16 protein-coding genes are annotated in these 12203 nt (G+C 63.1%); all 16 read right to left on the reverse strand.

Going from position 1 to position 12203, the window contains the following annotated elements; genetic code table 11:
• Window position 1: 1 nt before the first annotated feature.
• On the reverse strand, window positions 2–478 hold the full coding sequence (locus tag DTPSY_RS16115; RefSeq protein ID WP_015914467.1) for a crossover junction endodeoxyribonuclease RuvC: 477 nt from the start codon (window positions 476–478) through the stop codon (window positions 2–4).
• Between the two features lie 129 nt (window positions 479–607).
• The gene (locus tag DTPSY_RS16120; RefSeq protein ID WP_015914468.1) at window positions 608–2890 is read right to left on the reverse strand and encodes a phage/plasmid primase, P4 family; all 2283 of its coding nucleotides are present in this window, start codon (window positions 2888–2890) and stop codon (window positions 608–610) included.
• Window positions 2883–3110, reverse strand: a complete 228-nt coding sequence (locus DTPSY_RS16125; protein ID WP_015914469.1) for a helix-turn-helix domain-containing protein — start codon at window positions 3108–3110, stop codon at window positions 2883–2885. The genes DTPSY_RS16120 and DTPSY_RS16125 overlap by 8 nt, the downstream gene beginning before the upstream one ends.
• Window positions 3107–3844, reverse strand: coding sequence for an isoleucyl-tRNA synthetase (locus tag DTPSY_RS16130; RefSeq protein ID WP_015914470.1), 738 nt, complete (start codon window positions 3842–3844; stop codon window positions 3107–3109). Before DTPSY_RS16130 ends, DTPSY_RS16125 begins: the two co-directional genes overlap by 4 nt.
• Window positions 3841–4341: a DUF6511 domain-containing protein gene (locus DTPSY_RS16135; protein ID WP_015914471.1), complete on the reverse strand. Its 501-nt coding sequence runs from the start codon at window positions 4339–4341 to the stop codon at window positions 3841–3843. Before DTPSY_RS16135 ends, DTPSY_RS16130 begins: the two co-directional genes overlap by 4 nt.
• Window positions 4342–4348: 7 nt before the next feature.
• A complete protein-coding gene (locus tag DTPSY_RS16140) occupies window positions 4349–4972 on the reverse strand; it encodes a hypothetical protein (protein WP_015914472.1) in 624 nt (207 codons plus the stop codon).
• 5 nt (window positions 4973–4977) lie between these two features.
• Window positions 4978–5823 (reverse strand): ATP-binding protein, encoded by an 846-nt coding sequence (locus tag DTPSY_RS16145; RefSeq protein ID WP_015914473.1) that lies wholly within the window; start codon window positions 5821–5823, stop codon window positions 4978–4980.
• A complete protein-coding gene (locus DTPSY_RS16150; RefSeq protein WP_015914474.1) occupies window positions 5823–6581 on the reverse strand; it encodes a BRO-N domain-containing protein in 759 nt (252 codons plus the stop codon). The genes DTPSY_RS16145 and DTPSY_RS16150 overlap by 1 nt, the downstream gene beginning before the upstream one ends.
• Window positions 6582–6583: 2 nt before the next feature.
• Window positions 6584–6865: a hypothetical protein gene (locus tag DTPSY_RS16155; protein WP_015914475.1), complete on the reverse strand. Its 282-nt coding sequence runs from the start codon at window positions 6863–6865 to the stop codon at window positions 6584–6586.
• A gap of 5 nt (window positions 6866–6870) precedes the next feature.
• The gene (locus DTPSY_RS16160; protein WP_015914476.1) at window positions 6871–7347 is read right to left on the reverse strand and encodes a hypothetical protein; all 477 of its coding nucleotides are present in this window, start codon (window positions 7345–7347) and stop codon (window positions 6871–6873) included.
• Window positions 7348–7358: 11 nt separating this feature from the next.
• Window positions 7359–7622 carry a helix-turn-helix transcriptional regulator gene (locus tag DTPSY_RS16165; protein WP_015914477.1) on the reverse strand — a complete coding sequence of 88 codons (264 nt, stop codon included), beginning with the start codon at window positions 7620–7622 and terminating at the stop codon, window positions 7359–7361.
• A gap of 181 nt (window positions 7623–7803) precedes the next feature.
• Window positions 7804–8268 (reverse strand): hypothetical protein, encoded by a 465-nt coding sequence (locus DTPSY_RS16170; RefSeq protein ID WP_015914478.1) that lies wholly within the window; start codon window positions 8266–8268, stop codon window positions 7804–7806.
• Window positions 8265–9689, reverse strand: a complete 1425-nt coding sequence (locus tag DTPSY_RS16175; RefSeq protein WP_015914479.1) for a recombinase family protein — start codon at window positions 9687–9689, stop codon at window positions 8265–8267. Before DTPSY_RS16175 ends, DTPSY_RS16170 begins: the two co-directional genes overlap by 4 nt.
• Window positions 9686–10156 carry a DUF2924 domain-containing protein gene (locus DTPSY_RS16180; protein WP_015914480.1) on the reverse strand — a complete coding sequence of 157 codons (471 nt, stop codon included), beginning with the start codon at window positions 10154–10156 and terminating at the stop codon, window positions 9686–9688. Before DTPSY_RS16180 ends, DTPSY_RS16175 begins: the two co-directional genes overlap by 4 nt.
• On the reverse strand, window positions 10153–10368 hold the full coding sequence (locus DTPSY_RS18255; protein ID WP_094766854.1) for a hypothetical protein: 216 nt from the start codon (window positions 10366–10368) through the stop codon (window positions 10153–10155). Before DTPSY_RS18255 ends, DTPSY_RS16180 begins: the two co-directional genes overlap by 4 nt.
• A gap of 109 nt (window positions 10369–10477) precedes the next feature.
• On the reverse strand, window positions 10478–12190 hold the full coding sequence (locus tag DTPSY_RS16190) for a DUF262 domain-containing protein (RefSeq protein ID WP_015914481.1): 1713 nt from the start codon (window positions 12188–12190) through the stop codon (window positions 10478–10480).
• Window positions 12191–12203 lie beyond the last annotated feature (13 nt).

Here is a 12203-nt window from a genome sequence, read left to right on the forward strand (position 1 = left end):
CTCACGCCTCCCGTTCCAGTGCGTGCTGCTCGATGGCCCAATGCAGCAGGGCCAGCGCGTCGGCCTCGTTGTCGTCGGCCGGGGCATGACCACGGGCACGGGCAGACGCCACCATCTCGTCCTTGCTGGCATTGCCTTTGCCGGTCGCGTGCTTCTTGATCGTGCCGACCGGCACGCCCTGGTACGGGATCTGGTGGTGCTCGCACCACGCGGTGAGCGTGGCAAGGAAACCGCCGTAGGCGTGGGCAGCATCCGTGGAGACGTGGCGACGGACTTCCTCGAAGTGCAGGCAGTCGATCTCGTCGCAGGATTGCTTGATCTCGGTGAGCCAGCGTTTGAATCGCAGGAAGCGCATTCCGCCGCCTTCGAAGCGCTGCGGCCGGAAGCTCTCGGAACCGCTGGTGATGTGGCCGTCGCTGCCGCGCAGTGCCCAGCCGGTCATGGTGCCCAGATCGAGGGCGAGGATGGTGGTGGTCATGGTGTCAGTCCTTGTTTTTCGCTGGTCTGACGGATCGGACGGGTCGTATCGAAACCTTCCATAAGGCGCGCGCACGCGCACGTGTAGGAGTTACGACGTAGTCCGTCCGATCCGTCAGACGCGGTTGTGTCAGTCATCGGCGTAAGGGGTGTAGGTGGGTGCTGGCGGGTACTTGAGGCCAATGCCCTGAAACCCGCGCAAGCCCATGCCGTTGCGCCATTTATCCAAGCCCCGGTTGAGCAGCAGATCGGCAAAGCGCTTCTGCGAACCGGTGAACTCGCCCGCTGCCTCTGCCCACGGCTTCCAGTCGTTGAACAGTTCTGCCGTCAGCGACTTGGCGTTGGCCTCGCGCACGCAACGCTCATCGAGCCAGCGGCCCAACGCATCCTCGGCTTCGAAATACTCCTCGGTGGCGTCCACCACCCGCTGCGGCGGGGAGAGTCGTCCGTGGCGTTGCCAGTCGAGGCAACCCTGCACGGCCCACGCCAAGATGCCGTCACGTTCGGCCAGGAGCTTCTGCTGCAGGTTCTTGTCACGGCGCTCGGGCGGCACGGTGATCGTGAAAGGGATCAGGTGCAGCCTGCGTTTCATCGCCTCGTCGATGTTGCGAATGGCGGGCCTGTGGTTGCCCGCCACGAACAACTTGAACTGCGGGAAGAACTCGAAGAAGTCCTGGCGCATGAAGCGCGCAGAGATCTTGTCGCCACCGGTCAGGTTCTTGAGCTTGGATTCGGCCCAGCGCTTGCCCTGTTCGGTTTCGATGGCCGCCACGAAGCGTGCGCCGCGCAGCCCCGCCATATCGGTCGGGTGCCGGTCGGTGCGCGTCTCCATGAAGGTGTCCATCGGCGCATTGGTCGCGTAGTCGCCCAGGATGGTGGCCAGCGTGTTGACGAACACCGACTTGCCGTTCGCGCCCGTGCCGTACAGAAAGAACAGCGCGTGCTCCTGCGTCGATCCGGTCAGCGCGTAGCCGACCATCCGTTGCAGGTAGGACTGCAGTTCCTTGTCGCCACCCGTGACTTCGTCGATGAACTGCTTCCACGTCGGGCAGTCGCCGCTGGGCGTTGCTGTGGTGATCTTGGTCATCCGGTCGGCGCGCTCGTGCGGGCGCATCCGGCCTGTCTTGAGATCGACCACGCCGCCCGGCGTGTTGAGCAGCCACGGATCAGCATCCCATTCGTCGGTGGTGGCCGCGTGCCTGCGGTCAGCACGCGCCAGCCGTTCCACGCCCCCGACCGTGCTGGCGCTGGCAAGCTTCGCCGCGACCTTGGGGTTGTCGGCGCGCACGGCGGTCTGGCGACAGACGCTGCGGATCAAGTCCGTGGCGGCCAACGTGTCCTCGGTGCGCCAGCGTTGCCCGTCCCACACCAGCCACTTGCCCCAGCCAGCCACGTAACGCCAGTCGCGGTGGTAGCGGCGGGTGAAGGACAGCGCCAGCGCGTCCTCCGTACCCCAGACGGATTCGTCGCTGCTGACCACCGGATCGACGTCATCGGCCACGTCGTGCATCTGCAAGCGTGGGCCGTGGGTGAGAAAGGTGGCGACATCGAAGCCCTCGGCAATGGCGTCGGCCACATCCCAGCCCTCGGCGGCCTCTTCGGGCGGATAGAGGACGTGGCAGGATTTGGCCCCCGCCGACAGGATGGCCTGTGCCGCTTGCGTGGCGTACTCCCAGCCCGGTTTGTCGCGGTCGGGCCAGATCAACACGGCCTTGGCCAAAAGCGGCGACCAGTCGGTCTTGTCGACCGGGGCGTTCGCGCCGTGCATCGCCGTGGTGGCCACGATGCCCGCCTCGATCAGCGCCTGCGCGCATTTCTCGCCTTCGACCAGCACCACCTGCGCGGCACTGGTCATCCCTGGCTGGTTGTAGAGCGGACGCGGGTCGGGCGGTGCCATCTTGCGCCGCTTCGCATCCCAGGGCCGGAACTGTTTCTTCTGTCCGGGCGGGTCGTAGCGGTAGACGACGGCGATGAGATGGCCTTGGGCGTCGAGATAGTCCCACTTCGCGGTGGCGGGGCCGAGGTCATCGACGGGAGCATCCTTCTTGCCCCTGCGCGCCAGAGTCGCCGGAGCACGCCCGACCAGTTCGGTCGCGGTATCGAGCACGCGTGGGAAGTCGGTGTGCGCATCGATGCCGAGGTGGGCCGCGATCAGGGAAAAAATGTCGCCGCCGTCGCCAGTGGCGCGATCCGTCCACAGGCCGGTCTTGTCACCGGTGAGCACGACTTCCAGGCTGTCGCCCGGACTACCGAGCACGTCGCCGATCAGGAATTTGCCACCGCGCTTCTTGCCTGCAGGGAACAGCGTTGCCAGTACCGATTCCAGCCGCGAGAGCAATGCCTCGCGGATTGCGTCGCGTTCGGCATCGAGGTCACGAGGAGCGGGCTTTTGCGTGTCGTTGAAATCAAGCATCCGCAGACTCCTCGCCAGACGCTTGCTGCCCGACGATCCACGCTTCCAGCTCTGCAGGCTTGAACCGCACGAGCTTGCCGACGCGGTAATGGGGAATGCGACGCTGCTTTCGTTCCTTCGCTTGCGAGAGCCAGTACGAGGGCAGGTTGAACATCAGTGCAGCCTGGCGTACGTCGATCAGTTGCTCGCCGAGCACATGATTCAAAGTCGTGGTGTTCATGCTTTTGTTCTCCAGCAGCGGTCTTGCCACGCGCACATCCGGCACTCGAAGTGGGTCGGGTCATTGAAGGCACGAGGCAGGAGATCTCCCGCCTCGGTGGCCGTGATGACCTTCACCGCCCGATCCGACATGCGCTGGGCCAGGGCTGCATCAAAGGGCACGGCCTCGGTGTAGATCTCCATCGTGTCGGCGTTGAGAGCCGTGAAGATCGCCGGGTGCTCGTGCAGTTCGAGATAGGCTTGGTAGATCGCCACTTGCGCGGCGTAGATGGGCTTGGAGATGGCCAGCCCCTTTTTCTCCAGCTCACTCCAGGACTTGTTGCCCAAACATTTGCATTCCCAGAGCGCGGGATAGGCGAAGCCCACGGGGCCCGCGACGATGACGCCGTCGACGTGGCCTTGCAGGCGACCGTCGGCCACCGAGAAACCGAACTGCTCACCGTCTGACTTGCGGGCGCGCAGGTCGAAACCCGCGTCGCGCAGCCACGCCACCATGCAGTCTTCCATGACGTGGCCACGTTCGAAGATGCGCAACATCCGCCCCGGGGTGTCGCGCCCGTGGTCGATGGGAGCCTTGGCGTACTCGAACTGCAGCGCGCGCTCGCAGGCCACGCCCAGACGCGAGGCACCAAGGTACTGGCGCTCGGACTGGCGGGCGCGGGCCTGCTGTATCCCGGCGTCCACCAAGGCGGTGACCTGGCCCGAGATGCTCAATGAGGAGTTGAAGTCGATCATGGCTTCTTCCCCTTCAGTTCTTCCCAAGGCAGGTCGTCCTCCAGATCCGCGAACGGATTGGCGGCGTCGGGTGCCAACGGATCGGGCGCAGGCGTCATGCCTCGCACCGGTGGGTACTTGGTGGCCTCGTGGTGCGCGACCATCGCGTCCGACCAGCAGGTGACGATGGCATCGATCACCCGCAGCGCTTCCGCTTCGGAGTAGTCGCCCAGCGGCTTAGTGAAGCCGATCTCGCCCGCTGTCTCGCCGAAAGCCTTGAGGCACTGGCGCATCGCGGCCAGCTCGACATCAGACGGATCGATCATGGCGACCCCCTTGATATCGGTGCGACCTTCCTTGGCTCGCAGCCAATTGCCGTACAGCGCATGAAACGCGTTTTGACAGCGTTGCGAGCAGAACACCCAGTCGATGGGGTAGCGCCGGGGATTGCCGACACCGTGTCGGTTGTCGGTGTGGCCGAATCCCCGGGCCTGTCGTTTGCAGACCCAGCATTTCATCGCCCCCTCACTGAGCCCAAGACGGCTTGCCGGTCACGGGTGCGCGTTGCGGAGCCGGTGTCTGATACGCGGGGGCTGCCTGCGCCGGAGCGCCGGACGTGCCACCGCCCGACGCCTTGGGCGGCACGCCCATCAACTTGGCGTAGTCGGGGTGATCGGGTTCGACCGCCACCTTGACTACGTTGCGATCCTGGCCCTTGCCGTCCTTCTCGATGTCGACGCGGGCCAGGAACTCCAGGCCATCCAGTTCGTGGAAGCCCTGGATGCGGCGCGCGGCGGCGGCCTGCGGGCTGTTGTCCTGCGGGTGGACGTTGCGTGCGCTGTTCAGCGCGGCACGGATGAAGCTGCGCCCCATCTGGCCCCAGGTCGGCCCCTTCTTGGAGTGCAGGCCGATGTTCGACCACATCTTGCGTTTGGCATGGTCGCCAGCGGTGACCACGAATTCGGCGGCGAGATAGATGGAACCGGTCTCGAAGGACTCGGTGGCGTAGCCGCCGCCCCAGCCTTGTTCGGGATCGTCGTAGCCACCGGGCTTGATGGTCATGCGCACCGGGACAGTGGTGCCCTTGGGGATCAGATCGAAGCCGGATTGCTGGGCGTCGGCATCGTTGAAGTCATTCCATGCGGTCATTGCGATTACTCCTGAGATTCGATGTGTGTGGGGGTGGCGGCGCTGGCGGGCGTAGCGGATGCGCCCGCGCACTTGGCGATCAGCGCGTCGAGATGCGGCGGCTCCAGCAGGTCGAGACGACCGCTGCGGTCTTTGGCCGGGAAGCCGTAGGGATTGACGGTGTGGGTGACGAAGGCGCGGTAGGCGCTGCCGTCCTCGGCCTTGATCTCGGCCAGCGTCACGACCTCATCGACGATGCCGGGCAGTTCCAGGCTGGTCTTGCTGCCTTCGATCTGCGGCACGAACACCTTGCGGTTGTAGTCATCGAGGCGTTCGTCGAGGATGGCCACGAACACCACGTTCTTGCCGCGTGCGTGCTGCAGGTGGGTCAAGGCACTCACCATTTCCTGGCCCAGCAGGCCGTAGGCGCCGCGCAGGTCAGGCTTGCCGGAGCGGTCGCTGGTTGCACCGGGCTGCGTCTTGCACCACGCGAAGCATTGGCGCGACAACTGCGTGATCGAGTCGAGGAAGAACGTCTGGTAGCGGTCGAGCTGCGTCGCGTCGCCGAACTTCTCGATGACGTGGTCGTAGTGCGCCTGCGAGAAGGCAGACTCCGGCGGCAGCGACTTGTCCGGGCCCGCGAGGAACACGAAGAAGTCGCGGCTCTCGGGCCAAGACGCCGGTCGGATGGTGTCGCCCGGCCAGTCGGCCACGGCCAGATCGCCTGCCTCGATGTCGATGAACAGCGTGGTCTTCGGATCGAGGTCTTTGAGCCGGGTGGTCTTGCCGATGCCGGACTTGCCGAGCATCAGCAGTTTCACGCCCTTGCGCTCGGCCATGCGCTGCTTCGCGGAGATGATGGGGAGGCTCATCACGCGGCCTCCTTCAACTGCTCGGCGACGGCAGGATTCCAGAGGATCTGGTAGCCGCTGTGGCCGTTGCGCGAGTACGGCATAGCCTCGGCCCACCCCTCACCGGCCTCGGTCAGCTCCCATTCGTCGCGCTCGTTGCGGAACTGAAAGCCGCCGGCCGCCAGCATCTGGTTCGTGGCCTTCGCCGAGCGGTTGAGCAGCTTGCCGAGCTGCGTGGCGTTCAAGGCGCAGATCGGTTCGTTGGCCGATGGCAGCGCGCGACGCAGCACCTCGGTGGTGATGCCGGTGTTCTCCTGAATGCAGGTCAGCGTCGCCGCCGCCGCGATGCCCGGTTTCACGCCCGGCACCTTCGCCACGGCCTCACCGATCAGCAGGATCGCGGAAACCCGGTCGTGGGTCGGCGCGGGCAAGGTCGCCAGCGCGCCGGGCACGGTGTAGCCGCCGGTCTTGCGGATCGCTGGCAGCACCTCGCTGGTCACCCAGCGCTTGAAACGCTTGGCGGCGTCCTTAGTGCTGCCGAGGATCAGGGCGTAGAGGCCCGATTCATTGACGTGGTTCTGGCGCTGACGGCCACCCGCCGTAAGGGTCTCCAGTTTCTGGAGATCCTCGGCATCGACGTGCGTCTTGATCGCCTGAGACGGATTGCCCATTTCCAGGGCATCGCAGACATCGGTGGCGTTGAACCACGGCTGCCCCTGATCATCGACCTGGACGCGCACGGCGTGCGCTTCGAACTGGAAGGGAATGATCGCGCTCATGATCAACCCTCCCACGACACGTCGGCGATGCGGTCGGCCCCACGCGCGGCGCGCTTGCGCACCTCCGTGTGGAGTTCTTCCAGCGCGGTACGGCGGCGGCCGAGCGCCAGCGATTCCGCGTTGGCCGTCTGGATGGCGAAGGCCAGTTCGTCGACCGTGGCGGCATCGAGCGGGACGACGACGTCCTGGCCGTCCGCGCGGCGATACCGGATTTCGTCGGGAAGGTGTTCACCGTAGATGGACGGCAGCTGTTGACGCAGCGAAGCGATGAGGTTGGTGCTCATGGTCATTACTCCGAATCAATGGAAAGAGTGAAAGACGGCTTGCCGGAATCCACAGTGCGAGCGGCGGCGAACTGCTGTTGCAAGGCAGGCGGCCAGTTCGTGAAGCGGGATTCGGAGACGGACAACTTGATGTCGAGGTAACCCTCGACCTTCTCGCCTGAGGCGACGATGCGTTCGGCGATTTCGGTCAGTCGCTTCTGATCCCAGCTGACCTTCTTGGGCAGCTCGAACTTCAGGTGCAACGGGCCATCGCTGATGTGGGCGGTGCCGAAGTCACGGCCGGATTCACGCAGCGCGGTACGGGCCTGCTCGCCGTAGCACTGATCCAGCGCCGCATCGAACTTGGCGCGGGCCTTCTTCAGCCAGTCGATGGCGGCATCGAGGTTTTGGTCGATCTCGTGCTTCTGCGCGGGCGGCAATGCAGCCAGTTGGCTGACAGACAGCTCTGCGATGTCAGCGGGGAAGATGGTGATGTCGTTCATGGCATCGCTCCTCAGCCCGCCGCGCGCTCGGACGTCGAGTCGTGCAGCGCTTCGCGCTCGAACTGGATGACCGCGTCCACGGGGTAGCCGACGCGCTTGGACAGCTTCATGTAGCGCGGGCCGCGACCTTCGCTGCGCCAGCGCTGCAAGGTCTTGGGGCTGACGCCCCAACGTTGCGCGAGCTCGTTTTCGTTGAGCACCCGGCGATCACCGGGTGACATGGTTTTGATCGCCTGCTGGGGCGACCGGGGAATGCTGCTGGTTGGTGTCTGCATGGAATGCTCCTGTGACGTTGTTGGGGAACAGGTGTCATTCCAAACTTCGGGTGGCGAACCTTTAAGGGACGCAATGGCGAACCACGCGGAAACTTCGGGTTCGCCAATCCGCCAGATCCCGCCCAAAAGCAGACGGCGAGCACATGGCTCGCCGTCATCGGGGAAGTCGGGGATGAAAGGGTCAGGCGTCGGGGAAGCCGAGCAGCCGACGCTGCTCGCCCCAGTCGCGCGGCAGCAGGTCTTCGCGGCCACGCAGCGTGTGTAGGTTCAGCTGCCGGGGCTGGCGACCTTCGAAAATTGCCTCGACGATGTCCGGGGCCAGCATGGTCATCCGCTGCACCTCGGCCGCCCAGCCCGGTTCCAGTTTCAGCGCTCGTGCAAGATCCGAGGTTGTCGGATAGGTGCCGTCGTCGATCAGCTGCTTCCAGTAGAACGCCTTGCCGAGCGTCTTGATCATCGGCACATCGAAGCCGCCCGTCGCAGCGGCGGCGTCGGGCGTGGGCGGAATCAGCAACTTGCGGTTCTGGCGGCGCTTGATGGTCAGCGGCACCAGCGTGACGCGCTGCCCATCGCTGACATAGCTGCGGGCATCGACTCCGACCTCGATGTGGACTGTGCGTTTGCGCGGGTTCACCGAGGTGGTCATGCCAGTGCCTCCTCAGGGTGCTCACGGGCTTCCTCGACCAGCGGATGCGCGCTGATGTCGGCACGGAATCCGATCCAACCGTCCTCGCGCCAGACGATATCCAGTCCATGCCCGTGCAACTGCACCCGCTCGATCAGCAGTCGTGTGATGCGTTGCTGCTCGGCGGGGAATAACTGCGCCCACACGTCGCCGATGCGCTGCATCGCCACCACCACCTGCGCTTCGTCGAGCGTGCTACCTGCGGGGTGCTGCTGGCAGGCTCGCCAGACCGCGATCAGCATCTGGGGAGCCGAGAGTGCCGCGTGGATTTGCGCCAGCACCGCGTTCTCGATTTCGGCGGCGGGCAGATGACCCACGTCCGGCGTACCGGGCGACAGGCTCGCGCCCGCGTTTCGCCGCTTGTGCAGGTACGGGACGTAGTAGCGGTACTGCCGTCCGTTCTTCTTCTTGACGAAGGAGTGCAGCATGCGTTGCCCGTCGGGCGCGAACAGCAGACCCGCCAGCAGTGCCGGATGCTTGGCTGCGTGCTCGCGCGGCGCTTGCTTGCGTCGTTCGATGAAGGCATATACAGCGTCCCATAGGGCCGGGGCGACGATGGCCTCGTGCTGACCCGGATACCACTGCTCGTTGTGAGAAATTTCGCCGAGGTAGATGCGGTTGCGCAGCAACGTGAAGAGGTACTGCTGGTCGATGGTGCGGCCCGAGCGTTCGCGCCCGGTCTGCGTCACCCACGCCTTGGTGGTGTGGCCTTCGATGACCAGTTCGCGCACGAGCCGCGCCGCCGAGCCATGCTCGCCGTAGCGCCTGAATATGTCGCGCACCAATGCCGCCTCGCGTTCGTTGACGACGAGCTTGCGCTCGACCACGTCATAGCCCAGGGGCGGCACGCCGCCCATCCACATGCCCTTGGCCTTGCTGGCGGCGATCTTGTCGCGGATGCGCTCGCCGGTGACTTCGCGCTCGAACTGTGCGAAGGACAGCAGGATGTTGAGCGTCAGCCGTCCCATCGAGGTCGTGGTGTTGAACTGCTGTGTGACCGAGACGAAGGACACGCCGTTGCGGTCGAACACCTCCACCAGCTTGGCGAAATCTGGCAGGCTGCGTGTGAGGCGGTCGATCTTGTAGACGACCACGGTGTCGATCTTCCCGGCTTCGATGTCAACCATCAGGCGGCGCAAGGCGGGACGATCCATGTTGCCGCCGGAGTAGCCGCCATCGTCGTAGCCGTCGCCGACGGCGATCCAGCCCTCAATCCGTTGACTAGCGATGAAGGCGAGGCCTGCGTCGCGCTGGGCTTCGAGACTGTTGTATTCCTGATCCAGCCCTTCGTCGGTGGATTTGCGGGTGTAGACGGCGCAGCGCTTCTTCGGCGTGATGCTTTGGCTGCCCGAGGGCAGCGGATTGGCGCGCGGCGACCTCATGCCATCACCTTCTTCGATGCCGGCGACTTGAGGCCGAAGAACACAGGGCCCGACCAGTGGCTGCCCGTGATGTGGCCCGCAATCGCGGACAGGCTCTTGAAGCGTTGCCCTTGGTATTCGAAATCGTTCGAACCGCGCACCAGCACGCGATGCTCGACGTCGTCGTAGATGCGCGTGAGGATGGTGCCGGGCAGCAGGCGCTGGCTGTCGCTGCGCAGTTGCTTGGGCAGGATGCCGGTTTCGCCGACTTCCTCGAGCTTCTTGCGCAGCGAGGGTCTCAGGCCACCGAAGGCACGTTCCTGAATCCTGTAGGCCAGTCGGCTCTCCAACCAAGTGCGATGGTGATGGCCGGGGCGCTCATCAAAATGGTCATCCCAGAGCGCCCAGAGGTCGTCCATCGAAAGATGGGGAAGCGCCGCGACACGTGCGGCGACCGAGGTAGTGGATGGTTTTGCGTGTGCCGTCATGGGCGAACTCCTTTGTTGTGATCGGGGTTCGCATTCACGCGCTGTTGGCCGGGGAAGCCAAGGCGAACGCACTCGCTGGTTTCGATGGTGTCGCGCGACGGACGCGCGCGCAGGCGCAGGAGTGCAGCGGCCAGCAGGTCGGCGATTTCCTGCTGCGCGTGTCGAGGCCGGTCAGACGGCGGAGAAATGGAGATGGGTTGGCGTTCTGGCATGGCTGACGTTTCGATAGAAAACGCTGCTCATGCTAGAAACCGAGGACACTTCGCGTAACGTGATTTAGCGGAGATGCACGGGCTAAAGGTCATGGGGCGAGATGAACTGTTAAGCAGCGACCGCTCCTGCCGTCTGCGCTACCACAGGCTTCGTGAGACTCAATCCATAAAGCCTCGCCAACTCGTCAAGCATCCTCTGCTTCCTAAATGCGATAAACGTCAGATGGTCATTCCACTGACTGGCGTCGGACTGAGTCCAGGATCTGGGGTCGGCCAATGGAATAAGGTCGTAAGATGCCCAGTATTTACTGCCGTCATCACTTTGAAAGAACTCCCTTGGATGACGAGCTCGTTTGTAGTTATTGACCTCGGCAGGCATTGGCTGAAAGTTCCATAGAACATCTACAGCCTGCTGATAGGCCTCGTCCGCCCCGTCAAGATTGACCGGAAATATGTGGTCGACCTGCGGCTTGTTTTCGTGAAAGACGTAGCTGCGGTGAGGCATCGATACCTTTGTCGCCAGCCAAGGCTGACTGAGCAACTGGTACTCGTGCAGATCTCCGGTTCGGTTTTTCTCGACGGCGATTTGTCGAATTTTTGCAAGAGGAAACCACTGACCACCTTCGGCCGACGCGATAGCCTCACGAGCAAAGGCATTGACCATCGTTTGAGTATTCCAGTCGCAAAATTGCGAAAGGAGGAAGTATTGATGGATTTGTTGTAGTTCCGGCGCTGACAGGGCCCGGATGCGCCATTCATGCCCCTTGCGCTTGCGCACAGTCAGGTAGGCGGCAAGAGGCAATACGGCCAGCCAGCGTGGGACAATAGATGCATGATTGATGCTCAAGAGCCCTCTTAGGTAGCCCGAAAAGACCTCAACCAAGGGTTCAGTGTCATTTTGCAAGGCGTTCTGAAAAGCGCGGATATCTGCACTTTCAAGACGGTCCTCGTCGATGCGAATCGTGTTCTTGATTAGCAAGTGGAAGAACTGCAGCACCGCCGTCGACGAGAACTTGATGCCGCTCTTCCGCTCAATGGTCTCAGCAAGCGTCCAAAGCTTTTCTTCATAGTCAGAATGGACCGCCTTGATCTTGCCAAGCACAAGTTCCAGTTGGGTCAGCGCGACGCCCCCAGTGTTCAAACGTCGAAAAACCTCGTTCACCTCCTTTGGCGTGTCCGCCCTTACTGAAAAGTAGGCAATGGATTTGTGCTCGGTCTCTACAAAGATGTCCCACAGAGCGTTTAGATTCCTTCGAATCAGGCGCTCGACATCTCGATTTCCAGCCGCAGCTGGCAACACTCGATCTTCAAGAGCAATTTTCTCATCGTCATTGCACGGCAAGATAGACAACTCTGTCATCCGGAGGTAACGAGGCTCCGCAGCACTTCCGGAATAACGAAAGTGAAAACCCGTTTCGTCTGCTTCCGCATTCTTTTGATCGAATAGCAAATCAAAGTGGAGAACGAGGTCATTGAACCTGTTGCGTAGCACCGAGTAGAGCGTTTGCAGGCGCTGCTGACCGTCGTACACGAGAGACTTAGCTGCGCCCCAAAGCCCCTCATCTACCTGTTTTGCATACTGGCCTGACGTGTAATCGCCAATGAAACGACGATAAGGAACCTTTTGAGCCGTTTCCCACAGAACAATGCCGCCAATCGGGTAGCGCTTCAGCAGCGAGTCAAGTAGCAAGCAGATGTAGGTTTCCGACTCATGGCGGGCCCCCCACACATATTGACGCTGAACTTGAGGGAGATACCACCCTCCATTCGGTGCGTTGATCTTGTCGAGAGCTTCACGGATTGAGATACCTGAATACGACATATTTCCTCCCAAT

This window comes from [Acidovorax] ebreus TPSY, assembly GCF_000022305.1.
GTDB lineage: Bacteria > Pseudomonadota > Gammaproteobacteria > Burkholderiales > Burkholderiaceae_C > Diaphorobacter > Diaphorobacter nitroreducens.